Consider the following 25,525-nt stretch of genomic DNA (forward strand, 5'->3'; position numbering starts at 1 on the left):
GTTTGCCCTCATTTTATAATAAAGCAGAGAATAATTACCAAATATTTTTTTGTTTCAAAAATATTTTTATTTATAAAATTAAAATAGATTGCCAGACTTATATATTCTTAGTAATTTAAGTTTAGGGAAAGTATTTATGAAAATAATGATAGTTATTGGATATTTATACTGTAATAACCTTTATTTTCTCTAAATTTAATATTAGTAATTTATGATATTTAGCTTATTAATAGTCTCTAAAAATTTTATTTATATGTTATTTCTTTTTGTAAAGATATACTTAGAATTGAGACAAATGTAATTTAATCAGGATTAGATTCAGCAATTTTACTTTAAATTATAGGCATTTAAAGGTAAATAAAATAACGGTAAAAATGGTTAATTCATTTTGCCAAATTCTCTGTATAGCCCTGGTTAAGAATAACCCAGTGTCTCAATACTGAATAAATTATGCGTAACAGATAAAGAAGTAAGGAAATCTTACGAGTCACATTAAATAGATACACTATACACTTAAGTGTTAATGTTATTACTTGACTTAAGATTTTTTTCTTTAACTTAAAACGAGCGCGGCAGGGCTCGAACCTGCGACCGATTGCTTAGAAGGCAATTGCTCTATCCACTGAGCTACGCGCCCAAGCTAAAATTATGGCTCTGAAAAGAGTCATCTATACAATTATATCGTTATCGCCAGCGATAAGCAATCAAAAATTGCAGATTTGCTATGGCAAAGCTAAGATGCTAGTCGAACAAAGCAAATCAATCATTGATTAGCTATATTGGGTGGTCGAGGCTGGTTATTGGCATTTTAGTGGAGATATCCCTTGGGTAGCTTACACTAAGGTGGCTAAAGAGCGATCGCACAGCTTACCCCAAAAATATGCTAAGTAATCGCACTCTTGGCGATGTTACTAAATCAGATTATAGATCGCATATCCACAAAGCCCCTGTGAGGAGTTATTTGCTAGTGCCATGTTTATTCTCAAACGGCAGGATGTTGAAATATCGAGCATTCAGCACCCAAAAAGGGATCAGCAAGTGCCGATCCTCCATTATCAGGGGCAAACCTTTCGGCTGATTAGTTTATTTAAAGCTAATCAAGAAGAAGAAGCTCGCGCCTTGTGGAGAGATTTGACAGATAATCGCGGCAAAGCTTGTGTCTTGTTAGAAGAACCAGATCGTTTTAGCATCTGGGGTAAAATCCGCTTAGAACAGCTAGATGGTGATACTGGTGGTCATAACAAGACAGGAATACTCATTCAAGCCAGTATTTTGCTGCTGCAAGCTGTTCATTTAGATATTGAAGAGTTTTTAGGCGCTAAACAACTAACATTATTTGAAAAAGATCTGGGCGAAGTTTTGCGACAGCAGAAATTTCCCGAAACTTCTTCCCCCGAATCAGTTAAACACTTAGTGACAATAGATCCCCTAGAAGGAACGAAACTTCCTGCTTGGCAAGAAAATCATGTAACAACTTTTTTACAAGAACTGCACAAGCTAGGGAAAACCTATTTTGGTAATGCCAATTTTGCCAACAAAGTAGCAGATAGGTTACAGGATATGGCAGATGGCGAGCGATCGCTATTTATCTCTTGGTTAAACCAATCTTCACTGAGTAAATTGTGGCAATAGCATGAAAAGGATGAATTATGAAGTCTGAAAAATCCTGTATATCAAAAAAATCTGCTTTGTTCGTCCCACTGGTCAGCAAGGCTATACCAATAAATTTTCACCCCGTCCTTCAGACTTCATACTTCAAACTTCAGACTTCAGACTTCCAGCGTGCATATACATAGTCAATTCTTATGAGTAGCTCATACAACAATAATTCTCTAAGTTCTAAATCCATCTTCAGTAATCGCAATATCATTTTGGCCGGGATTGCCTGGGCTGTAGCTGCACTATTATATTTTTTGCTATTTAGTGCTAAAATTCCAGGAGCCAACGGCGTAGAAAGTCGTGCCGAATGGTATGTGATTGGCACAAATATTTTTGAAGCGTTAGCTTACTTGGGTGCTGGTATTTTATGCTTAAGGAATTGGCGTAGCCCCCAAATCGTCAGCAGTCGAAATGTGTGGTTGGCAATTGCCATTGGTATGCTTTCTTATTTCCTGGGAGGGATATTTTTTGGCTATACAGAAATAATTTTAAAAGAAGAACCAGATGTATCGATTGGCGATGTGTTTTTTGTATTGACTTATATTTCCCTGGGCGTAGGCATGATTTTAGCTGTGGCATCAAGACGCATTAATCTCGAAAAATGGCAATGGCTGATTGTATCAGCAATAGGAGTGTTCGGCAGTTTGGTGGCATGGTGGATTTCGATGCAACAAACAACACCAACAGAATTACTCGCTGCGATTTTGAATTGGTTTTATGTAGTTAGTGATGTAGTGCTGCTGATTATTGCTACAACCTTACTCTTAGCTTTTTGGGGAGGACGGGTGGCTCAATCTTGGCGAATGATTGCAGCGGCGGCCTTTTCGCTTTACATTGCAGATATGTGGTTTAAATTCGCTCAAGGGCCTAGTTACCAAAGTGGAGACATATTAGAAGTGTTTTGGGTATTTAGTGGAGTGTTATTCGGTATGGGCGCAGTCCTAGAACATGACGCATCATTGAGCCGGACTCGCCGGGAGCGTGGACGTAAACGAGCTTAGATTTGGTGTCTACCGTGAGAAAACTAACAGATTCAGATAAACAAGAAATTCTTAAGTTATATCGAGAAACTGCTGAAACGACCTCGACTTTAGCAGAACGCTATGACGTGAGTAACTCAACAATTAGTCGCTTGCTCAAAAGTACCTTGCCAGAAGATGAGTACGAATACCTGGTTTCTTTGAAACGGGCAGCTCGCACTCCTGAAGGTAGGGCGCAGGTAAACTATGAGCAGTTGCCTTTGTTGATTAACAAAGAGCCGGAAATAGAACCTCCTCAAAGCGAAAGCAAACCTTTAGAGTTGCCCAAGCTCAAATTACAGGAGACCATCATTGAGGCAGAACCAGAACCAGACGAAGATTCAGAGGACTCAAATTCCGCTATTAGAAGAGTACGGCGACGTTCTTCAGCACCAACAGAAAAACCAAAGCCACGATTAGTCAGAAAAATAGACATTCCGCCAGAACAACCGCCGGAAATTCCTAGTATTCCTAGTCCAATATTGGATGAGGAACGGCCAAAAGTTGCTGCTTTCGCCGAGATGCTGGGCGAAGAATTGCTGGATGACTCTGAAGATTTAGATGATTTAGATGATTTAGATGACGACGATTTAGATGATGAAGATTATGAGGAGGATGAAGATGACTTTGAAGAGTCAAGACCTTTAGTTACTAGACGCAGGTTAGGTGAAGCACCAGTTCAAGTTTTACCATTGTCGGCAGCCAATTTGCCAAGAACTTGTTATTTGGTAATTGACCGTTCAGCAGAGCTAATTACCCGGCCACTCAAGGACTTTGGTGATTTGGGGCAAATTCCGACTTTAGAAACTCAGCAAAGAACTTTACCAATCTTTGATAACCACCGCGTGGCCAAGCGTTTTTCAACAAAGCGCGATCGCGTGATTAAAGTTCCTGATAGTAGAATGCTCCATAAGGCTCGGACTCATCTCCAAGCCAAAGGCATTACCAGACTGTTAATTGATGGTCAAGTTTACTCTTTGTCTGCCCTTTAACTAAAAGGCAGGAAGCAGGAGGACGACACTTTGCTCAAGTCGGGGAACCCGCCCACGCAAGTGTCTCCAGAAGGTAATGAACATTATTTACTATTCCCTGTTTCCTGTTCCCTGTACCCTAATTGTGAGTGTACACAGCTAAATTAAACCGCTTGGCTAAATTCACGATGTCTTGTTTGCGAGCAACTTGATTCACCCATAGTTGAGGTATACCCTCAATACCGTAATAAATTCCTGCTAACCCACCAGTCACAGCCGCAGTTGTATCTGTGTGTCCACCTAAATTAACAGCTTTTAATACTGCTTCTGCATAAGACGCGCTATTTAACAAACACCATAACGATGCTTCTAATGTGTCAATGACATAGCCACCAGATTTAATCTCTTCAATTGGTAAGCTGGCTATTTCACCACTAAATACTCTTGCAAAATAGGGCATTTCTTCTAGGAATTGCGGTGCAGAATAAATAGGTTGAATTTTCTCTAAACCTTGAGTGTAAGCTGTGGGCAAGTCAGCACCTTGCAGTAGTTCAATGGCGATACTAGTATAAATGCCGCAGGCCATTTGCGATCGCACATGAGCATGGGTAATACAAGACACCTGATGCACTCGTGAAATCAATTCCGGGAAATCTAAGGTTTTATAGCAATAAGCCATTGGTAAAATTCTCATCAAAGAACCATTACCATTACTCATTTCGCTGGTTCCCCCAGCTTCTAAAGGTGGCACTCCCTGGTTAATCCGCATAATAGCTGCATGGGTACTCTGACCAATACCAAAGATTTCCCCCCTAGGAGTCCAGTAAGCTTGCTTGTACCACCGCCAGAACGACAAAGCTATATCATCTAAGGAATATCCGCGGCAAAGATTTTCTGCCAAACAAAACGTTAAGGAGCTATCATCTGACCAAGTTCCAGGCGGTTGATGCCATGTGCCGTAACCAAGCATCTTCGTGACTGGGAATTTCATTCGTTCAGCGCGGCTAGTAAACTCCACAGGGACACCCAAGGCATCACCGACACATAAACCCATCAAACCAGACAACGTTTGTGTAGCGGTTAGCATTATGCCATCTCCACGAAAAACGCCAAAATTTCACAGCCAGAATACAGTTAGCCCAATAGGGACTGAATTCTGATTAATTAACTTTATATATTTCTGCCATAGCTTATTGCTATTACCGTTACAGGCAATTGTCATGTCTTAGTTAAAATTTCCAAATCATCAAATTTGCATAATTCATGCTAAAAAAAATCAATTTTTATCCCTAGAATGTGACAGTTCTTCAAGCGCATACTCTAGATAAATGTCCGGTTTAGATCAAAATTGCTGCGTATATCTGAAAATTTTATGCAAAATCAAAGAGTAAATTTACTATCAACTCTTCGGCATCAATAACAACAATAACTTCATAGATATTGAAAATTATCTGGAACCTTTTTACACAACTTTCGACCTAGGATATAACAGCAAAAATTCAAAAGATTGGCAAAAATATGAAACGTTTACTTCAGTCTTTCGTGGCAATTTCTACATTGTCTTCTTTAGTGATTGCGCCTCTTGTAATGAACGCTGGTCAAGCTGCTGCTGAACAGAAAAAAGGTACTGATGCTAGTTATATTGGTGCGGGTGTTGCAGCTGGCGTTACCAACGGCGGACTCAACAATGATGCTGCTAATTTTGGCGGTAATCTCACAGGTAAAGTGAAATTAGGCAGCCTCCCGATTTCTGCACGCGGTAATGTTCTCTGGAATGATAAGACGAGTACTATCATCCCAGAAGTTTCTTTAGACGTGCCAATTGCTAATAGAACTAACGCCTTTATCACTGGTGGCTATTCTTTTCTGGATAAAGATGGTTCACCTAGTCCTTTAGGTAATAGAGATGCCGTAGTAGTAGGTGCTGGTGTGGAATCAGAAGTTGCTAATAACTTCCTCATCTATACAAATGCCAAAGTTGGACTACGTGCTTATCAAAATAGTCCGGCTTCTGCTGTTAGCATCAATGGTGGTATTGGTTATCGCTTTAAATAACTTGCTCTGTCACAAGTTAGAATTTAATTTTTACGTAGGCACAATTTTTCTGATTAATTCTCACATTTTTAGATGTTCGGCAATCAAAAGTTATCAACAGGTAAAGATAATAATTTGTAATTCTTTTGCCTTTTGTTGATTAACTATGAAGTAAATTGATGGAATTCCAGCCCAATATGATGAATGGTGTTGTTGAACTTTGAATGTTGATGGAAGATCAGACTTTATCGGTAAAAGTCAACGAAAACCAACAAACTTTAAGTTGATTTATACCACCTACTTATATATGCTGGTTTTGTTAAGTGTAAAACTATCGACAAAGCCGGCTTTTTGCCGTGTTACAATTGTCGTATTCCTCATATTTCCGACCGGATTACCGGGAATAACTGAGCCAACAACTTAGCTTTGGCTTTCATCCTTGCTTTATTGAGAATACTATACAACTCTCATGGTTAAATCTGCTCCTCCCTCACCTGCCAGCCGTAAGCCCTCAAAAGTAGAAGGCATCAAAGAACATAGTAATTTTTTGCGTGAACCTGTAGCAACGCAGATCCTTGAGGATACTACTCATTTTACTGAAGACGCGATCCAAATCCTCAAGTTTCATGGCTCCTACCAGCAGGATAACCGCGATAATCGCGTGAAGGGACAGGAGAAAGATTACCAATTTATGCTGCGGACAAAGAATCCTGGTGGGTTCGTACCGCCGCAACTATATTTGGCTTTAGATCAGCTGGCTGATGAATATGGCAACCATACATTAAGGGCGACTACCCGTCAGGGTTTCCAAGTGCATGGAATTTTAAAGAAGAATCTCAAAGCCGCCATTGCGACTATTGTCAAAAATCTCGGTTCGACTTTGGGCGCTTGTGGTGACATTAATCGTAACGTTATGGCTCCACCAGTTCCCTTCAAAAATCGCCCTGATTACCAATATGCTTGGGAATATGCCCAAAATATTGCTGATTTGCTCTCACCCCAAACTGGTGCTTATTACGAAATTTGGCTGGATGGGGAAAAAGCCATTAGTGCAGAAGAAGATCCAGCGGTGAAGGCGGCGCGGCAAAGTAATGGTACTGGCACGATTGTTCATGACAGCGAAGAACCGCTGTATGGTACTTACTATATGCCCCGGAAATTCAAAGTTTCTGTGACAGTACCGGGAGATAATTCCATTGATTTATATTCCCAAGACTTGACTTTGGTAGTGATTACTAATTCTCTAGGGGAACTAGAAGGATTTGATGTTTTTGCAGGCGGTGGTTTAGGTAGAACCCACAATAAAGAAGAAACCTTTGCCAGATTAGCAGACCCGATTTGCTATGTAGACAAAGCCGATGTTTACGAAATCGTCAAAGCAATTGTCGCTACTCAAAGAGATTATGGCGATCGCACTGACCGCCGTCACGCTCGTTTAAAATACTTAATCAATGATTGGGGTGTAGATCGATTCCGCGCCAAAGTTGAAGAATATTTTGGTAAACCAGTCGCCCCCTTCAAACCATTGCCAGAATTTAAATATGAGGATTTCCTCGGCTGGCAAGAACAAGGCGATGGCAAGTTATTTTTAGGTATTTCCATCGACAATGGTCGCGTCAAGAATGAAGGTTCTTTACAACTCAAAACCGCCTTGCGGGAAATTGTCGAAAAATTTCACCTACCTATCCGCCTGACACCCCACCAAAACCTGATTTTCTGCGATATTGACCCAAAAAACAAATCAGCCATTCAAGAGATTCTTGACCGTTGTGGTGTCGTTTCTAACCCTGATGAAATCGAACCTTTAGTTCGTTATGCAATGGCTTGCCCAGCTTTGCCTACCTGCGGTTTGGCTATCACCGAATCAGAACGGGCAATACCAGGAATTTTACAACGCATTCGGGCGCTGTTAGATCAAGTTGGTTTACAAAATGAACATTTTGTGGTAAGAATGACAGGCTGTCCCAACGGCTGCGCTCGTCCTTACATGGCAGAATTGGGTTTTGTGGGTAGTGGCCCAGAATCTTATCAAGTGTGGTTGGGAGGTTCACCAGACCAAACAAGATTGGCGCAACCCATTGTAGAAAAGTTGCACGACAATGACATAGAAAGTTTCCTAGAGCCGATTTTTGTTTACTTCCAGAAGTCACGGGAAGCAGATGAAAGCTTTGGGGATTTTTGTTCACGGGTTGGTTTTGATGCTATTCGAGAATTTGCGGCTCAGTACCAGCCGGAAGCTGTCGCCGTCACTACACCAGAAACACCACTTCAAGTAGTCACAACTAAAAAGAAAGCTGCACCAAGTAGATCACGTCCTCGGATTAGTCTTTATGACGAGGTTTACAGCAAGTTGAAGGAAACTGCTACGAGTCAAGGTAAATCTATGACGGAAGTAGTCAATGAAGCGTTGAAAATTTACTTGCAGATAGATAACTAACAGCTGAGTTTAGAAGTAGAGATGCGCTATTGTGTGTCTCTACTTTCACAGTTTATTTGTGAGGCTGTTCCAAATCATAGTTTTTTTCAACGCAAAGGTACGCGGAGGTACGCGGAGTTTTTTGGTGTGAAATAATTAATTTGAGTTTGAGATTACTCGATTTCTTCACAGCGAATCAACAAGGTTTCCATCGCTTCTGCAAGAGAAATTAAATCTATCCAAGAAGAACCAGTGACTAAATTTTGCGCGTGCGCTAATCGGTTGCGTAACTGTTCAGCAGATTTTAAGAAGCGTTCGCCAAACCGCTTTGACTTTAATTCTAGTTGCTGAAGTAGTTCTGGTTGGTTTAAAACTAATTCTCGTTTGTCACAAAACTGGAGATAATCTAATAAATCTGTGGCTTCGTTTCTTTCTTGACTTTCTCGCCACAGATGTTTAGCAATTTCTATCCGTTCTGGTTTGAGGAATTTCTGCCAAGAATCTTGAGGATAATACAGTCTCACTAGCCGTAGGAGATTCATTTCTAGCAGTGTCACCAAACCAAACAGAAGCATTCGCACTGGTGCTTTTTGTAAGTCGCCACAAGTCACGATTCCACTAACTTGATTGCAATCTAAGACAAATAAGCGAGGAGTTTGTCGCAAAATAGGCAGCAACTTCATAAGTGGGGTAGAAATGGCTATCAGTTCTTGGGAATGAAACACCCGTTGATAATCACCGCATCTGCCGGATTTTACCTGGATTAAACTAGAGCGTTCAACATAACCAGTGATATTGTCTTCCGTTTCAATGCCGACAACATCAAAATCTTTTGCCTGCATCCACTGTAATACCTCTGCTACCTCAGCTTGGGATGACACAGCTTTGAGAGGTTCTGCCACATATTCGATTGTAATGTTGTTTTCAAACAAACTCCGCAGGTCTTGCGATCGCGATTTTAGGTGTTTCATCTGCCTTTAGCCATAAGACATCAGCAGGATAAGTATTTCACTTTCAGCTACTTTCTGTCAGTGCAAGCTGAGAACTAATCCTCTGATATTCATCTGTGCAGAAGTTTAACGGAAAATTCCCCACAATGCGATCGCATCATTCAGCATAAATGTCTGATGATTTTCTCACAAGCGATCGTACTTTAAAATCAAGTTTTATAAAACTGTCCTAATTGTTATGCAAAATTATTTACGCCCTTACATCTGTGTTTGTATCACTCATCAAGTGAAATCGTATGACCTGTATCTTTTTTTCTATTCTATATCAGTACTTCTGTATATATCTGTCTAAAGATATCCATAATAATTAACTGTTATCTCTATTGATAGATAAATCAACCTAGGTGATCCTGGTATGTTTTTCCTTAGTTTAGAAATAGTCGAGGTAAAAAATATGAGTATTGAAAATAGAGTAGAAGCTACTGCAAAAAATATTGAAGGCAAGGTGCAAGAAGTAGTTGGTGAAGTTACAGGGAATCCCTCAGATAAAGCTGAAGGTAAAGCTAAACAAGCTGAAGCTCAAGTAATTCACACTACAGAAAACATCAAAGATGAACTTAAAAAAGCTATAGATTAGTTATAAAACTCTCACAAAATAGACTAACTATAACTGTAGCCTCAAGGTTATATCTTTATACAGAATACTCCACTTTTATTCAAAGTGGAGTATTTATATTTATGGGCAATAGTAACAATAAAATCAGCCTAACCATAATTTTTATTCAACTAATAACTAGCGCGATTAGTTAGCAAACTCCAGATAAAAATAGCGATAATTGCACCAATAATGGCAACAATTATTCCCGGAATGCTCAGGGTTGCTGCTGTGAATTGTAACCTGCCTGTTTCTAAGAGGGTAACGATAGTTCCGCCAATTAAAGCACCGATGATTCCTAAAACCATAGTTGCCAGAATGCCACCACCTTGACGACCAGGATAAATAGCTTTAGCTATGGCTCCAGCAATCAGACCGAGGATGATCCAAGCAATAATATTCATAATTAGTTTTGCAAAGATTATGCCAGTATCTTATTAAGACCTACCTGCTTTTCCGTCTACCTCAAGAAATAAGTATTATGGCAATAAGTAGGGTGGCAAAATTCCTCTGTATTCGATAACTACAATGCAAAATCTATACTATTAATATTTTTGAGTTTGAGGCCAGCGCCAATTGTAGCGGTTCCAGTCGTAGATACCTTGAATTTCAAATTCAGACCCGTTAGAAAAACGAATAATGCAATTTTGAGGAGATTTGTTAGCATTGCTGATTTCATCGACCTGAATCACTATGCAGAGAATCCATTCCCGTTTACAAGGGCCATCTTCTTGTACCCATTCCCATAGTGCATTAGAAACCTCAATGCGATCGCCTACTCTTAACTTCAGTGCATCTTCAAAGTCAGCATATTTGTCAAAATGATATGACTCAACGCGGTTCAACCATTGCAAACCATAGCGATCTCGGATGAATTGGACTGTACCTGAGTCTTGGTTATGTAGCCAATCATTTAACAATTGCACTTTCCAAGTGCGGTTTTGTTGTTCTTCCGTTTTGACAAACTTTAAAAATGCTAATAGTTCCTCTGAGTCTAATTCGTCTAAAGGGTTAGCAATATCGGATGTGGAATCTTGAGGAATTTGCTTGACTACTTGCAGTAATATTTGTTTCTGCGTCTCAGAGAGAGGACAGCTGGCTACATCACAACGCTTAAAGGCTGTTTGCAATGCTGTTTTAATCTCATCTGGGTTCATAGGTCGTCAATAGCAATTTGGGGGTTATGTCTATAATTATTACAAAATCCCTAGTTAGGCAGTAAACGGCAATAGTCTTATTCCCTATTGCTTATTTAATTGTGAATTCTCTCATAACAGAGATGCGATCGCCAAAATTTGATTTTAATTAACTTTCAAGACTTTGTTCGCCACTTCAATTAGTTCTTTTGCAGCTTTTTCCTTACGTTCACTGTAGCGATCAGTCAGATAATCTACCTTGTCTCGCAACAACAAAGTAAACTTATACAGTTCTTCCATCACATCCACAACGCGATCGCGATAGGGCGAGTCTTTCATTGTGCCATCTTCGTTAAACTCTTGATATGCTTTCGCCACTGATGATTGATTGGGAATTGTAAACATCCGCATCCATCGCCCCAAAATTCTTAATGTATTCACGGCGTTGAAAGATTGGGAACCACCGCTTACCTGCATTACAGCCAAAGTTCTACCTTGAGTCGGACGAACCGCACCGATATTCAGAGGAATCCAATCAATTTGGTTTTTCATAATTCCAGAAATCTGACCGTGCAACTCTGGGCTAGACCAAACTTGGCCTTCTGACCACATACTTAATTCCCGCAATTCCTGCACCTTGGGATGGGTGTCAGGGACACTACCATAAATTGGGAGTTCTCTGGGGTCGAAAAACTTCACCTCTGCACCAAACTCTGCAATGATGCGTGCGGCTTCTTCGGCTAACAGGCGACTGTAGGAGCGATCGCGCAAAGAGCCATATAAAAATAAAATTCTGGGGGGATGGTCGAATGTTGTCATAGATGGAAATAAATAAGATTATGCTTGATTTACTGATTCAATTAATTGCGCCACCCGTTCTTTAATCTCATCGCGCACTCTGGGGAAAATTTCAGGTTGTTCAGCCGGATCATCTAACTGCCAATCTTCAAATACTTCGCGCACAACCCATTCCGCCGGTAAATTCACACCACAACCACACAGAGAAATCACCACATCAAAATCTTCAGCTTGAAAATCACTTAGTGGTTTGGAATTTTGATCGGTAATATCAATACCAATTTCTTGCATAACTGCGATCGCTTCTGGTTTAACCTGACTCGCCTCTAACCCCGAACTAGTTACGGCTATTTTTCCTTTACCTAGGGTTTTAGCAAAACCTTCCGCCATTTGCGAACGAGCAGAATTTTTTTTGCAGACAAACATAACACGTTTCATAGATAACCCCTTTTTTTATTCCTGATAGTTGTAATTATTTGCAATCCCCAAAACAACGCGGATCTAGCAAGGTTGCTTTCTCCGGTTCTCTCGGAAACCAACTTGCTGTGCGCTTACAAAACTCAACCAGCATTAACATAACTGGCACTTCAATTAAAACCCCCACCACCGTAGCCAGTGCGGCACCAGAACTTAAGCCAAATAAAATCACAGCCGTGGCGATTGCCACTTCAAAATGATTACTCGCGCCAATTAATGCTGCTGGTGCGGCATCTTCGTAAGCTAAATTCAGCTTCAATGCTGCTACATAACTAATCAAAAAAATGAAATTAGTTTGAATAAATAGTGGTACAGCAATTAACAAAATATGCAAGGGATTATTCACAATTAGTTCACCCTTAAAGGCAAACAGCAGTACTAAAGTTAATAGCAAAGCCGTAATCGCCACGGGAGTCAAATAATTGAGAAATCGCCTTTCAAACCACTCTCTACCTTTATATTTAAAAATCCAGTAACGGCTATACATTCCCGCTATTAGCGGTAAACCAACATAAATTAGTACTGAAAAAACAATAGTTTGCCAAGGTACGGTTAAATTATTCGCCGCTAGTAACCACCTACCCAAAGGTGCATACAAAAACAGCATAGCCAAAGAATTTACAGCCACCATGATTAAGGTGTGTCCCTGATTGCCGTAAGAAAGATATCCCCACATCAGCACCATTGCTGTACAAGGCGCAATTCCTAATAAAATCGTGCCGGCAATGTAAGAATTTGCCAGTGTGACTTCCCCACCGCGAATAATTTCACTTCCGACAATCAAAGGACGAAATAACCATCCTAAGAAAAATTGAGCGAATACCACCATAGTGAAAGGTTTAATCAACCAATTCACGACCAAGGTGAGCATTACTGGTTTGGGAGCGCGGATAGCATTTGTAGCTTGCGTGAAGTCAATTTTCACCATGATGGGATACATCATGAAAAATAAACAGATAGCAATGGGAATAGACACTTGATATACACTCATGGCATCCAGTGCTACCGCCACTCCTGGAAATAATCGACCCAAAACAATTCCGCCAAAGATACATAAAAATACCCAAACAGTGAGGTACTTTTCAAAAAAGCTGAGATTGCTTCCTGCTTGTATTCGGTTCGTACTAGCTTGCGAATTATGAGCCATTAAACTACACCTAAAATTAAACTAAATGCCTAAAACTTGGATTCTTTCCGCAACAATTCACCAATTGTTAGATTCATTTCTGCTTTCCCATCAAAATACTATCTTTCATATCAAGAAAACTTGATGTATTGGGTTGTTGTCAACTGAATAATACAAAAATTCATCAAAAAAAGTTGATGGGTTCTCTAACGATAAATTAAAGTCTGCAATCTCTTGGTTATGAAATTCAGGTAAGCTGAGGTTAAAAATAGTGCTGAGTGTTAAGTGATGACAAGAACTCTTTGGCGCTAAGTTCACTCAGCGTAATTTGTTACCTTTGTGAAATATGCAAAAACAACACAGCAAAGCATTTTTATTGAATTTCCCAACTTTGGTTATGCAGCACTACTCAAAACTGATTCAGATAATTTTTACTTTCTGTCTAATCACGTTTCTATCATGGGTGATAACTCCCAACGCCGAAGCTTTAACACAGATTAGACTATTTGACATTTCTTATAAAGATTGTCCCCCAGAATTGGCTCAGGGGGCGGTGACTAGTAGTGGTAGCGCCGCGGCTAATTGCTTTATTGTCACAGGTAAAGCAGAAAATGGCACTTACAAAACTGTATATGATGCAGATATCTATGGTCGGATCTATGATGCTAACAACGACTCTGTAATGCAAAATCGCACCCGTCTTGGTTCTATAGCCGAAGTTCCACCAGGGACTAGCGATTTTGAACTCAGAATTTCTGTACCTGCAAATCAGCCATTACCTTTGCAGCTCAAGCAATTTAAAGCATCGGGATTTAGTAGCCAAGTCCGAAGATGAGTGCTGAGTAACTACGGCTAAAAATAAAAAGTCTGGGTCGGTGAACCCAGACTTCAAACTAGTAACTTCTAACTGATAGTTACGCAAAGACTTGCAGACCACCAGCCAGACTACCTACTACTTGGCCTACTACTTGCAGCAATAAAATCGCCAACATAGGAGAAATATCAATACCGCCCAAGGGGGGGATGATAGAACGGAATACATTGAGATATGGGTCAGTAATTTGGCTTAAAGCAGAAAAAGGCTGATTGTACCAATTGATGGTGGGGAACCAAGTCAAGAGAACTCTAATGAATAGTAGAGCAGTATAAAGCTGTATGAAGGTATTGAGAGTGCTAATCAGTAAATACATGGATTTTTCGGTTTCCTGCTAAGTTTCACAAGCGGTCTTATAGTTGATTTTAGTTTAGTCGTTGTCATACTGTCTGCGAATCAGTGTCTATTTTGACCACGACTAGCAGTTACCGGAATTTCCGATGAGTCTGAAAGCGAAAACTAACTTGAGGAAAGCTTACTCTTGTATTGAGGAGCGATCGCTTACACCTTGACTAGCATTACCGTTAACATCGCCCAATTGTTTTCTCACCTCATCAATTGTGGCATTTAACTGAGCAATTTTATCTTCTAGCGATCTCCTAGCCGTTTCCATTTCCAAATCACCAGTTTCTGAGGCTCTCATCCGCCGTTTTGTGGAGTTTTTTTTCGGTTCTACTGCACCATTGCTCAGTTCAGTTTCTTCTTCTGTTGATTCGAGGTCGAGGCGAGAAGTAATTACAGCCCCTAAAACGCCCCCAACTAAGCCACCAAAAAGCGCCCCTGCTAAAAAACCACTAGCAAAACCATCACGCTGACTCATAACTTTACCGCCTTGAAGCAACCTTACAATCTTTAATATTGTGTTGAGCGATTTTCTTTGCCTAGCTGCATAGTAGCTTAAGTACCAAAAATGCGATCGCCAGCATCTCCTAATCCCGGTACAATAAAACCGCGATCATTCACTGTTTCATCAATAGTTGCAGTGTAAATTATTAAACTTGGATAAGCCGCACTCAGTTTCTGCAATGCTGGTGGAGCCGCTACCACACTGACAATTCGCGTCAACGCCGGATCAATCCCCCGTTGTGTTAATTCTGCCATTGCCCTCATAATCGAGCCACCTGTTGCTAACATCGGGTCTGTGATTAACACTCTTGTTTGTGGATCAAATTTTTCTGGCAATTTGTTCAAGTAACATCGAGCTTCCAGCGTCTCTTCATCCCGCACTAAGCCTAAATGATAAATCGAAGCCAAAGGTAGCAAAGTTTGTGCGCCTTCTAATAATCCTAATCCCGCCCGTAGAATCGGCACCACAGCCACAGGCACTTCGGGATTAATAAAAGTTGCTGGACAAGAGTCTAAAGGACTTTGCACCGTCGCCTCTATCGTCGGTAGCCACTCTCGCGCCGCTTCGTAAGTTAGCCATCTACCTAACTCAGTTATCGCACTACGAAATAATACTGAAGGTGTAGCAGCATCACGGGCAACTGCCAACCAGTGCTTAATTAAGGGATGGGGAGGAACGTAAACACGCAGTTGTACCGTCATAGCTGGAAATTAGCACTTTTGATTTTATAGGAACTGAAACCTCATCATACTCTTTCCTGCGTATGGCTGATAGCCAAAATCAACACACCAAAAATTATTGAAAATCTTTTTCATTAATAGTTGACATAGATTCTCAATCACAGTTATATTATTAATCAGTGTTCTCCTCTCTTTAAGGATCGGCAGACGGGATTAGCCAGCAGTAGCAGGCTTGTCCCTCTTTTTTTGTGTATTGGTTATTAGTCGTTATTTATTGGTACTTTGTTAGGGTTTTAGGCATAGAAACACAGCCTATTCCAGATATAAGTAAAAAGATTAAACTTTCTCAACGGAAATTAGGCTATTTTGTATTTTGTCACACCAATAACCGATAAAAAAGGACAAATGACCAATGACAAATGACAATTTTGTGTTTGACGCAATTATCATTGGTTCGGGAATGGGGGGTTTGGTAACAGCCACTCAACTAGCAGCCAAAGGCGCTAAAGTCTTGGTACTAGAACGTTATCTGATTCCCGGTGGTAGTGCGGGCTATTTTGAAAATCACGGTTATCGCTTTGATGTCGGAGCTTCAATGATTTTCGGCTTGGGGAAAAACGGCACAACTAACTTGTTAACTCGCGCCCTGGATGCTGTAAATGTTGATCTAAAAACAATACCCGACCCAGTACAGATTCATTATCATCTTCCCGATAAATTAGACATTAAAGTTGACCGGGATTATGAGAAATTTTTGCAAAATCTTACTGCTTACTTTCCTCAAGAAGCAAGAGGCATTCGGCGCTTTTATAACGAATGTTGGCAAGTTTTTAATTGCCTGAACAGTATGGATTTATTGTCGCTAGAAGAACCTCAGTATCTCATGCGGATGTTTTTCCAGCATCCTTTAGCGTGTCTTGGTTTACTTAAGTATCTACCAAAAAATGTCGGAGATGTAGCGCGACGTTATATTAAAGACCCCCTATTATTAAAATTTATTGATATGGAATGTTATTGCTGGTCAGTAGTGCCAGCGAACATGACACCAATGATTAATGCAGGTATGGTCTTTTCTGATAGACATTATGGTGGTGTCAATTATCCTCAAGGCGGAGTAGGAATAATTGCTCAAAAACTAGTAGAGGGTTTAAAAAAAGTTGGCGGTCAGATTCAGTATCAAGCTAGAGTCAAAAAAATTATTATAGAAAAGGGATGTGCTGTCGGCGTAGAACTAGCTAACGGTCAAATTTATCGAGGTAAACGCATAGTTTCTAACGCTACACGTTGGGATACCTTTGGTAAATTAATTCCTGTAGATAAAATACCCAATAATGAGAAAATATGGCAACAAAGTTATGAAAAATCACCCAGTTTTTTGAGTTTACATATAGGTGTCAAAAGTTCAATTTTACCCAATGACACAGAATGCCATCATATTTTGTTAGAAGATTGGGCGAAAATGACAACAGCAGAAGGCACAATTTTTGTTTCAATTCCCACATTACTTGACCCAGATTTAGCACCAGAGGGACATCATATCATTCATGCCTTTACACCTCACTGGATTGATGGTTGGCTAGGTCTGTCGGCAAATAGATATGAAGCGAAGAAAGAAGCCGCAGCTTGGCGAATTATTGAGCGACTAGAAAATATTTTTCCTGGGTTAGATGCAGGGTTAGATTATCTAGCCGTAGGCACACCCCGCACTCATCGTCGTTTCTTAGGACGAGAAGATGGCACTTATGGGCCAATTCCCCGGCGTAAATTGTGGGGATTGTTAGGAATGCCATTTAATCGCACAGCTATTCAGGGACTTTATTGTGTTGGTGATAGCACTTTTCCTGGTCAAGGGTTGAATGCTGTCGCTTTTTCTGGTTTTGCTTGCGCTCATCGCATCGCTGTAGATTTGGGAATTGCTTAATAGTCAATGGTCAATGGTCATTTGTTGCCTGTTCACTCTCACCTGCTATATTCTGACTCAGCACGGGCTGAACGCCCCGCTACCGCTAACAGCACTCTAAACTCAGGCAACTTGAGACACACGTTGTTGGATGGGAATTTTGACTATAAATTCTGTGCCATTTCCAGGAATGGATTTGCAGGTAATATTACCGCCGTGCTTGTCTACAACAATTTGGTGGCTGATAGACAAACCTAATCCCGTGCCTTTACCCGTAGGTTTAGTTGTAAAGAAAGGTTCAAATAATTTTGCTTGAACTTCTGGCGAAATTCCTGGGCCGTTGTCAGTAATATGAATAGCAACCCATTCATCACTAATCATGTTTGTATGAATTTCAATGCGGCTGGGTTTTTGGTGAATTTCTGCCAAAGAACGCTGTTGGTCGTATTCATCTAAGGCATCAATAGCGTTAGATAAAAGATTCATAAAAACTTGGTTAATTTGCACCGCATAGCATTCCACCGGTGGTAACAGACCATAATCTTTAATTACTTCGATTTTGAAACTGTCTGTTTTTTGTTTCAGACGATAATTTAAAATTGTTAGCGTGCCATCAAGACATTCATGAATATCTGTCTCAGTGAGGGTAGCATCGTCTGTACGCGAGAAAATTCGCATAGATTTGACAATTTCTCGAATTCGCCGTGCGCCAAAATTCATTGAGTTGAGCAACTTTAACAAATCACTTTCGAGAAATTCTAAGTCTGTTAATTCTAATTCTGCTTGAATGCGAGGTGTAGGATTAGGATATTCAGATTGATATAAATGTAGGATGTTGAGAACTTCTTGAGTATATTCATTGGCATGAACGAGATTGCCATAAATGAAGTTTACAGGGTTATTAATCTCATGGGCAATTCCCGCTACCATCTGTCCTAAGCTAGAGAGTTTCTCACTTTGAATTAACTGAATTTGGACTTTTTTCAGTTCATCATAAGCTTGACTAACTTCAGTAACTTTCTGCTCTAATAAGACATTTTTATGTTCTAATTTTACAGCTAAATCATGCAATTGTAAGTGCAGTTTTACTCGTGATAAGACTTCTTCTTGTTGAAAAGGTTTGGTGATATAGTCTACTGCACCAACTTTAAAACCTGTGATTTTGTTGGTTGTATCAGATAGTGCCGTCATAAAGATAACGGGAATATCTTGAGTTTTTGGGTCTGCTTTTAATAGACGACAGGTTTCAAATCCATCTATTTCTGGCATCATGACATCCAACAAAATTAAATTGGGTAGAGCATATTTGACTCGCTCTAGGGCGACTTTTCCCGATTTTGCTACCCATACTTCCAGACCTGCTTGATCTAAAGCATCAGATAAGACACCTAAATTAGCAGAATTATCATCAACAATTAAAACTGTTGCCGTTTGTTCGACTTTAAAGCTCATAACGCTTACTTGTGAGAGTGAATTAATGCCAGAATTTCTTGGTCTTGAAAACCTTGTGCCAGTTGATGCAGCTGTTTGGTAAAGGGAATATATTTTTGATCAATTTGTGATATTAAGGCTGCTTGTTTTATGATTCCCTTAAAATTACCTTTCATTACTAACTCATAGAGAGTTTCTATCTCATTTTGAGGTGGTAAGACTAGTTCAGCATTATCTATAATTAAATGGTTTTCGCTTGTTTGCTCTTCATACAGCCACTCTAAATCGAGATATTTCCGCAATTTTTGAAATAGCGCGATCGCCTGTATAGGTTTAGGCAGAAAATCATTCCCGCCAGCTTCGATGCTGCGATGTTGATCGCTTTCAAACACGCTGGCTGAAGAAACAATAATGATGATGTGTTTAAAAGCTGCTGACTGACGAATGCGGTGAATTAACTCAAAACCATCAAGTTTTGGCATCAGCAAGTCAGTAATGACTAAATCTGGCTGAAATTCTGTGATTTTTTGCCAACCTTCTTCACCATCATTGGCTTCCGTCACTTCAAAACCGATGGGACTGAGCAAATTATGAATTACGGAGCGATTTTCCCATTTATCATCAACAACTAAAATCTTGGGCTGACGGTCTTTAATACCAATAATTTGCCCATAATCATCAGCTTGAGAAGTTTTTACCCACTCTTGAGCTTCTGGTAAGTCAACATCAAACCAGAAAATACTGCCAACTCCAATCTCGCTTTGAACGTGAATGGTGCTGTCCATTAATTCAGCAATTCTTTGGCTAATGGCTAATCCTAATCCTGTACCTTCGATTTGTCGCCGCCTGTCGCCTGCTTGCTCAAAGGGTAGAAAAATGGTTTGGAGTTTTTCTGGCGGGATACCAATTCCACTGTCGCGGACTTCAAAGCGGATTTTGCCTTCAAAAGCATAGCTGATGGTAAAGGTGACTTGACCTGCATCGGTAAATTTGATGGCATTGCTCAGAAGGTTAATTAATACTTGTCGCAGCCGTTTTTCATCAGCACGGATACCAATTGGTAATTCACTAGCAAATTGATAACTAAATTGAATCCCTTTGAGTTCTGCACGAATACGACACATTTCGGCGACACCTTGCAAGAAGGCGGGAAAGTGGAAATCACTACTCATCAATTCCACTTTTTGGGCTTCGATTTTGGACAAATCAAGAATGTCGTTGATTAAGGTGAGCAAATGAGAACCGCACTGATAAATGACATCAATGCGCGATCGCTCTTCTTCGTTGAGATGTTTGGCACGCTGTAATATTTGGGCATAGCCAAGAATACCGTTCAGCGGTGTGCGTAACTCGTGGCTCATGTTGGCGAGGAATTCGCTTTTAGCATAGCTGGCGGCTTCTGCGGCTTCTTTAGCTTGAGCAAGGGCGATTTCAGCTTGTTTGCGATCGCTAATATTGCGTGTTATGGCAATGATACCAAGGATGTTGCCCTGATCATCCCGCCAAGGAGCCTTGGATGTTAAATAAGTTCCTCCACTTTTCCCATTCGATAGTTCTTCTTCGTAAGTTGTACCAATACCTGTTTCAATAATCTGGCGGTCTTTTGCCATGATTTCACAAGCAACTTCAGGGGGAAAAACTGCCGTATCGTCTTTACCAATGACTTCTTCAACAGTTCTACCCAGAAAATTTGCAGAACTAGAGTTGAGGGTAAAATAAATTCCCCGATCATCTTTGACAACAATAAAGTCAGGTGTGCTTTCTAAAATTGAGCGCAGTAGTATATTGCTTTCGTGCAAGTCTTCTTCTGCTTGTTTGCGTAAGCGAAGCTCGTCGTAGACATCGCTAATATTGCGTGTTGTGGCAATAATGCCGAGAATATTCCCGTGAGCATCTCGCCACGGAGCTTTAGAGGTGAGGAATGTGCTGAAGATTCCATCTTTAACAATCTCTTCCTCATAACTCTGTGGTTTGCCTGTAGCAATAATCTCACGGTCTTTTGCCATGATGGCTAGGGCCGCATCTAATGGCAAAACTTCCGTATCGTCTTTGCCAATAATCTCCTCAATTGGTCTACCTATGTAATTGGCTAAATTAGTGTTAAGAGCGACATGACGACCTTGGCAATCTTTGACAACGATAAAATCGGGAGTGCTTTCTAAAATCGAATTCAGTAGTATGTTGCTTTCGCGCAACTCTTCTTCGGCTTGTTTGCGGTCATGAATATCACTGCAAGTGCCAATCCATTCTCGGACACTACCATCAGCCGCTAATATGGGAACACCTCGCGTCAAGATGTAACGATACTCGCCATCATGCCGACGCAGTCGAAATTCTTGTTGATAGATAGTGCGTGTTTTCATCGCACTTTCCCATGCTTGTGTTGTCGTTGGGCGATCATCAGGATGAATCGCATCTAACCATCCCCAATCTTGAGATTCAGCAGCGGTTTGACCAGTAAATTTATTCCAAGCTTGATTTTCGTAGGTTGTAACACCATCTAATGGAACTGTCCAAATCATCTCAGAAGTGGCAGTGCTGAGATATCGATAGCGTTCTTCACTGTGTTGGAGTGCGATTTCAGTTTGTTTGCGCTGAGTGATGTTTTGGGTAAACATGATAATGCCGCCAATTTCACCGTTGGCGAGATGCCAAGGACGAATTGACCAGCTTACCCATTCTACAGAACCATCAGCGCGGGGATAGGGGTCTTGTTCACGTTGAGCGATCGCACCTGCTAAACACTGCTGGTGAATTTGTTTCCATTCTGGGGGGACATCAGGAAAAATCTCGTAATGGGAGTGTCCAATAATATCTTTGCTTAAGTTATAGTCTTCTAGCCATTTATGACTTACAGCTAGATAACGCATATCGCAATCAAATATGACAATTCCTATCGGGGCATATTCAATTGATTGATGTAGAGCTTGTTCTAATAGATTGGAATTTCTCTCAGTTTCTGCTCCAATCCCCTGATAAGGTTGAGCGTTTTGGGGGTTGGTTTGCTCTGATATTTCGCTCATGCTTTTTGATTACTTATTCTCTTGCAAGTTTTCTGAGGGGAATCCACTCTTTAATGTGTGGTTTTATATTGGGAACTGGACTGGGGTCATCCACAAATCTACTTGAGATCCAGAATTCCCTAAAAATTTGGAAAACTAACAAAAAACTACGTTGAAATGAGTTTATTATAGTAATTTAATAAATTTACATATTTTGTGAAAAATATTCGTAAATAAAAAATCCCTGACTTATTTGAAAAGCCAGGGATCTGATTCGCCAATTTTGAGAAATCAAATATGACTCAATATATAAACCCTATCACTGAAGTATTCTCTATTCTTTAAGTCGAGATTATTCGCACTTTATTAGCGGCTGTTATCGCTTTATCTCTTGCTTGTTGAACTGTCTCAGCTTTTGCTAAGGCCACACCCATCCGTCGATAAGGATGAGCCGAAGGTTTACCAAATAATTTAATATCGACATCTTTTTCAGCTAAAGCTTCAGCAACTCCGATAAAAGAAATTGAATCTGATTTTTCAGAAGCTAAAATTACTGCACTAGCTGAAGGGCCAAGTTGTTCAATATGAGGAATTGGTAAGCCTAAAACAGCCCTTAAATGTAATTCAAATTCATTTAGGTTTTGGGAAATTAATGTCACCATACCCGTGTCATGGGGTCGAGGTGAAAGTTCAGAAAAAATTACTTCATCTTTGGTGATGAAAAATTCCACGCCGAAAATGCCTGCACCGCCTAAAGCATCAGTGACTTTTTTAGCTATTGCTTGAGATTGTAATATTTTGTCTTCAGATATGTTTGCTGGTTGCCAAGACTCTTGATAATCGCCTCTTTCTTGGCGATGACCAATAGGCGAACAGAAAATTGTCTGGTCATTCCATTGCTTAATTGTCAGTAATGTAATCTCGATTTCAAAGTTAATAAATTCCTCAACAATGACTTTTTGACTGTCACCTCTGGAATTAGCGATCGCATAATTCCAAGCCTTTTCAACTTCATCTTTATTTGCTACTACAGATTGTCCTTTTCCTGAAGATGACATCACAGGTTTTACAACATTTGGAAAGCCAATTTTATCAGAAATTGATATGAATTCTTCCAGCGTTACAGCATAACCATATTTAGCTGTTCTAATGCCTAAGTCTTTGTGTGCTAGTTCTCGAATTCTGTCGCGGTTCATTGTGTAGTTAGTCGCCGCCGCAGTGGGAATAATTGTAATTCCCCGTTGCTCAAATTCCAGCAGTTTTTCTGTTCTAATTGCTTCAATTTCTGGTATTATCAAATCAGGCTGATATTTTGTAACTACCGCTTCTAAATCATCAGCACTCAGCATTGAAATGACTTCTGCACAATCAGCAACCTGCATAGCCGGAGCATTAACATAACGGTCAACAGCAATTACATAGTTACCTAGACGTTGAGCAGCAATTACAAATTCCTTGCCGAGTTCGCCTGAACCCAACAGCATCAGTTTTTTAGGTAACTTAATAGAATTACTCATCAATTTATCCAGAAAAATTTCAGTATCATCATCTTATAATTTTTCGGATTTCAATTCTCATTATTTGGATGAGTAAACTTAGCTCCCCGTAGTTTTAAATCTTGAGACTGTAGCTGAGTTAAACCGATACCTTGACCAAATTGACAACCTTCCACTAAAGCATCTAGCCAAATTGTTTCATTCAGTGTTGCACCTGTTAAATCAGCATTGCGTAAGTCAGCTTTAGTAAAATTAGCAAAGAGCAAGTCAGCATTAACTAAACTGCTACATTGTAGATTAGCATAAGTTAAATTAGCTCTAATGAAATTTACCTCATCTAATACCAAATCAGACAAATCAGCACCAACTAAATTAGGAAATTTTAGCTGTTGAGGATTTTGAAAAAATCTCATTATACAAACTATATTTGCTTCATTCAATTTAACTTTAGTCAAAAATTTATAACGACATATTCCTAACAATTTGAGAGTTTGTAGCCGTTGTTTAGGATTTTGTTCTAAAAACTGAATTGCAGTTTTTTGTAATTCTTGAGTTGTTAAGTTAATCATTATATCTAATATCAATAGTGATGAATAAGTAAGTCGGTGAGAAAAAATTTAACTATGTTACGAAAGATTAACTAAGCTAAAAACCTCTTCACTCCTGCCTTCTACCTCCTGCCTTATCTTGACGATAAATATTCACGACGACCTACTTATCTTTTTATCGGCAGTATTATATCGATTGTAGTACCTTGGTTAATCAAAGAAACACATTTAATTGAGCCACCATGTTGCTCGACAATAATTTGATGGCAAATAGATAAGCCTAAACCTGTTCCTTGACCAACAGGCTTAGTAGTAAAAAAAGGTTGAAAAATACTTTGGCAAATATTTTCATTCATACCACAACCATTATCAGTGAATGAAACTGTAATTTGATTATCCTGAGATTGAATTGTCCGAATCCAAATAGTTAATGTTTCAGCTTTATTTTTATCAAGATTAGCTTCTTTTTGAATTAAAGCATCAAGCGCATTATTAATTATATTGAGAAATACTTGATTTAAAAGGCGAGGATTACAATAAATCTGAGGTATTTTGCCATAATCTTTAATTACTGAAATAGGTTCACTATGACTCACATAACGGTTAAGCCTATGCTGCAAAATGACAAGTGTGCTATCAATACATTGATGAATGTCAGCTTTTTTATAGTCAGATTCATTCAAACGTGAGAAACTAGAAAGTGATTCTACAATTTCACTAATTCGATTTGTACCATTCTCCATTGATTCCAGCAGCTTTGGCAAATCGAGATGGATAAAATTCAGGTCGCTTTTAGCAAGAGCTTTGACGATTTTGATATCTGGATTCGGATATACAGAAGCATAAGTTGTTAAAAGATTGAGTAAGTCATTAGTATATTGACGAAGATATCCTAAATTGCCATGAATAAAACTGACTGGATTATTAATTTCATGAGCAACTCCAGCTACCATTTTTCCCAAAGCTAACATAGTCTCGCGTTGAATTAATTGCATTTGAGATTGTTGAGTTGCTTTTAATTGAGATAAAGCTGATTCTGCGTTTTCTTTGGCTATACGATATTGCTCCTGTACTAGAAACAATCTTTTTAGTGTTTGGTAGTAAATAGTAACGCTAAACAAAACAAATAATGCGCCAAAAAAGAAAACCATACCAGTCAGTAATGGTATCCATTCAAACAGTCTCGTAATTGTTAAATAAATACATAACGAATAACCACCCAGAAAAAAAACCATGAGCGAAAACATAATTCGCCAACTGAGTTTATCTGGTTCTGTCTTGAAAAATGTGAGAATTTTTCGTGTTCTAAGAATAGATAGTCCCATGATTCCAGCACCCAGAGCAATCAGGGTGACAATCAAAGACAGAACAACTGGAGAACTTAACATGGTATTGAGCTAGGTTGAACGGTAAGATAGGCTGTAAACTATCACCAAGCACTTAGGGAAAAAGTCATTTTGATTTGACTGTATCGAAACAATTCAACTAATTGGCATGGAAGACACA

23 protein-coding genes and 1 tRNA gene are annotated in these 25,525 nt (G+C 39.6%); 8 read left to right on the plus strand and 16 right to left on the minus strand.

Annotated features, from left to right (window positions below):
- Positions 1 to 564 precede the first annotated feature (564 nt).
- Positions 565 to 637: transfer RNA gene (locus AC504W_RS00100), tRNA-Arg, on the minus strand.
- Between the two features lie 335 nt (positions 638 to 972).
- On the opposite strand from AC504W_RS00100, the gene AC504W_RS00105 reads away from it, so the two are divergent.
- The 3 genes from AC504W_RS00105 to AC504W_RS00115 all read left to right on the plus strand — a co-directional run bounded on the left by AC504W_RS00105 (position 973) and on the right by AC504W_RS00115 (position 3,670).
- Positions 973 to 1,632: an Npun_F0813 family protein gene (locus tag AC504W_RS00105; RefSeq protein ID WP_096582039.1), complete on the plus strand. Its 660-nt coding sequence runs from the start codon at positions 973 to 975 to the stop codon at positions 1,630 to 1,632.
- Positions 1,633 to 1,805: 173 nt separating this feature from the next.
- Entirely contained in the window at positions 1,806 to 2,660 is an 855-nt protein-coding gene (locus AC504W_RS00110) for a hypothetical protein (protein WP_103123443.1), read from the plus strand.
- A 14-nt stretch (positions 2,661 to 2,674) separates the two neighbouring features.
- Positions 2,675 to 3,670 carry a transposase gene (locus AC504W_RS00115; RefSeq protein WP_494875587.1) on the plus strand — a complete coding sequence of 332 codons (996 nt, stop codon included), beginning with the start codon at positions 2,675 to 2,677 and terminating at the stop codon, positions 3,668 to 3,670.
- Between the two features lie 118 nt (positions 3,671 to 3,788).
- Here the strand turns inward: AC504W_RS00115 and AC504W_RS00120 are convergent, their stop codons facing one another.
- Positions 3,789 to 4,736 carry an ADP-ribosylglycohydrolase family protein gene (locus AC504W_RS00120; RefSeq protein ID WP_494875588.1) on the minus strand — a complete coding sequence of 316 codons (948 nt, stop codon included), beginning with the start codon at positions 4,734 to 4,736 and terminating at the stop codon, positions 3,789 to 3,791.
- A gap of 431 nt (positions 4,737 to 5,167) precedes the next feature.
- Between AC504W_RS00120 and AC504W_RS00125 the strand changes: the two genes are divergently transcribed.
- Both AC504W_RS00125 and sir read left to right on the plus strand, forming a co-directional pair.
- Positions 5,168 to 5,704 carry a hypothetical protein gene (locus AC504W_RS00125; RefSeq protein ID WP_494875589.1) on the plus strand — a complete coding sequence of 179 codons (537 nt, stop codon included), beginning with the start codon at positions 5,168 to 5,170 and terminating at the stop codon, positions 5,702 to 5,704.
- 448 nt (positions 5,705 to 6,152) lie between these two features.
- Positions 6,153 to 8,120, plus strand: coding sequence for a sulfite reductase, ferredoxin dependent (gene sir, locus AC504W_RS00130; protein WP_494875591.1), 1,968 nt, complete (start codon positions 6,153 to 6,155; stop codon positions 8,118 to 8,120).
- A 152-nt stretch (positions 8,121 to 8,272) separates the two neighbouring features.
- On the opposite strand, the gene AC504W_RS00135 is transcribed toward sir, so the two are convergent.
- Complete coding sequence (locus tag AC504W_RS00135) at positions 8,273 to 9,070, minus strand: hypothetical protein (protein ID WP_096582055.1); 798 nt, start codon at positions 9,068 to 9,070, stop codon at positions 8,273 to 8,275.
- A gap of 433 nt (positions 9,071 to 9,503) precedes the next feature.
- Here AC504W_RS00135 and AC504W_RS00140 point away from each other — a divergent pair, with 433 nt between their 5' ends.
- Entirely contained in the window at positions 9,504 to 9,686 is a 183-nt protein-coding gene (locus AC504W_RS00140; RefSeq protein ID WP_494875593.1) for a CsbD family protein, read from the plus strand.
- A 149-nt stretch (positions 9,687 to 9,835) separates the two neighbouring features.
- Here the strand turns inward: AC504W_RS00140 and AC504W_RS00145 are convergent, their stop codons facing one another.
- The 5 genes from AC504W_RS00145 to arsB all read right to left on the minus strand — a co-directional run bounded on the left by AC504W_RS00145 (position 9,836) and on the right by arsB (position 13,262).
- Positions 9,836 to 10,108: a GlsB/YeaQ/YmgE family stress response membrane protein gene (locus AC504W_RS00145; protein WP_096582059.1), complete on the minus strand. Its 273-nt coding sequence runs from the start codon at positions 10,106 to 10,108 to the stop codon at positions 9,836 to 9,838.
- Positions 10,109 to 10,249: 141 nt separating this feature from the next.
- On the minus strand, positions 10,250 to 10,861 hold the full coding sequence (locus AC504W_RS00150) for a hypothetical protein (RefSeq protein ID WP_494875594.1): 612 nt from the start codon (positions 10,859 to 10,861) through the stop codon (positions 10,250 to 10,252).
- 144 nt (positions 10,862 to 11,005) lie between these two features.
- Positions 11,006 to 11,659 carry an arsenical resistance protein ArsH gene (arsH, locus tag AC504W_RS00155; RefSeq protein WP_494875595.1) on the minus strand — a complete coding sequence of 218 codons (654 nt, stop codon included), beginning with the start codon at positions 11,657 to 11,659 and terminating at the stop codon, positions 11,006 to 11,008.
- Positions 11,660 to 11,677: 18 nt separating this feature from the next.
- Entirely contained in the window at positions 11,678 to 12,076 is a 399-nt protein-coding gene (gene arsC / locus AC504W_RS00160) for an arsenate reductase, glutathione/glutaredoxin type (RefSeq protein WP_494879503.1), read from the minus strand.
- 34 nt (positions 12,077 to 12,110) lie between these two features.
- Positions 12,111 to 13,262, minus strand: a complete 1,152-nt coding sequence (arsB, locus tag AC504W_RS00165; protein ID WP_494875598.1) for an ACR3 family arsenite efflux transporter — start codon at positions 13,260 to 13,262, stop codon at positions 12,111 to 12,113.
- A gap of 376 nt (positions 13,263 to 13,638) precedes the next feature.
- On the opposite strand from arsB, the gene AC504W_RS00170 reads away from it, so the two are divergent.
- On the plus strand, positions 13,639 to 14,076 hold the full coding sequence (locus tag AC504W_RS00170) for a biotin carboxylase (RefSeq protein WP_494875600.1): 438 nt from the start codon (positions 13,639 to 13,641) through the stop codon (positions 14,074 to 14,076).
- A 79-nt stretch (positions 14,077 to 14,155) separates the two neighbouring features.
- Here AC504W_RS00170 and AC504W_RS00175 read toward each other — a convergent pair whose 3' ends face one another.
- From AC504W_RS00175 to upp, 3 genes are all read right to left on the minus strand, one after another.
- Entirely contained in the window at positions 14,156 to 14,431 is a 276-nt protein-coding gene (locus tag AC504W_RS00175) for a YggT family protein (protein WP_096582069.1), read from the minus strand.
- Positions 14,432 to 14,590: 159 nt separating this feature from the next.
- Positions 14,591 to 14,935, minus strand: coding sequence for a ssl2009 family thylakoid membrane protein (locus tag AC504W_RS00180; protein ID WP_494875601.1), 345 nt, complete (start codon positions 14,933 to 14,935; stop codon positions 14,591 to 14,593).
- 77 nt (positions 14,936 to 15,012) lie between these two features.
- Complete coding sequence (gene upp, locus AC504W_RS00185) at positions 15,013 to 15,663, minus strand: uracil phosphoribosyltransferase (RefSeq protein WP_096582073.1); 651 nt, start codon at positions 15,661 to 15,663, stop codon at positions 15,013 to 15,015.
- A 391-nt stretch (positions 15,664 to 16,054) separates the two neighbouring features.
- Between upp and crtH the strand changes: the two genes are divergently transcribed.
- Positions 16,055 to 17,563 (plus strand): carotenoid isomerase, encoded by a 1,509-nt coding sequence (gene crtH / locus AC504W_RS00190; protein WP_494875602.1) that lies wholly within the window; start codon positions 16,055 to 16,057, stop codon positions 17,561 to 17,563.
- 102 nt (positions 17,564 to 17,665) lie between these two features.
- Here the strand turns inward: crtH and AC504W_RS00195 are convergent, their stop codons facing one another.
- From AC504W_RS00195 to AC504W_RS00215, 5 genes are all read right to left on the minus strand, one after another.
- Positions 17,666 to 18,994, minus strand: a complete 1,329-nt coding sequence (locus AC504W_RS00195) for a sensor histidine kinase (protein ID WP_494875604.1) — start codon at positions 18,992 to 18,994, stop codon at positions 17,666 to 17,668.
- A 5-nt stretch (positions 18,995 to 18,999) separates the two neighbouring features.
- Entirely contained in the window at positions 19,000 to 21,996 is a 2,997-nt protein-coding gene (locus tag AC504W_RS00200; protein WP_494875606.1) for a PAS domain S-box protein, read from the minus strand.
- A 320-nt stretch (positions 21,997 to 22,316) separates the two neighbouring features.
- Entirely contained in the window at positions 22,317 to 23,492 is a 1,176-nt protein-coding gene (gene purT, locus AC504W_RS00205) for a formate-dependent phosphoribosylglycinamide formyltransferase (RefSeq protein WP_494875607.1), read from the minus strand.
- A gap of 50 nt (positions 23,493 to 23,542) precedes the next feature.
- The gene (locus tag AC504W_RS00210) at positions 23,543 to 24,040 is read right to left on the minus strand and encodes a pentapeptide repeat-containing protein (protein WP_494875608.1); all 498 of its coding nucleotides are present in this window, start codon (positions 24,038 to 24,040) and stop codon (positions 23,543 to 23,545) included.
- 146 nt (positions 24,041 to 24,186) lie between these two features.
- Positions 24,187 to 25,407, minus strand: coding sequence for a sensor histidine kinase (locus tag AC504W_RS00215; RefSeq protein WP_494875610.1), 1,221 nt, complete (start codon positions 25,405 to 25,407; stop codon positions 24,187 to 24,189).
- Between the last annotated feature and the right edge of the window lie 118 nt (positions 25,408 to 25,525).

The sequence above is a fragment of the Nostoc sp. C96 genome, from assembly GCF_059384975.1.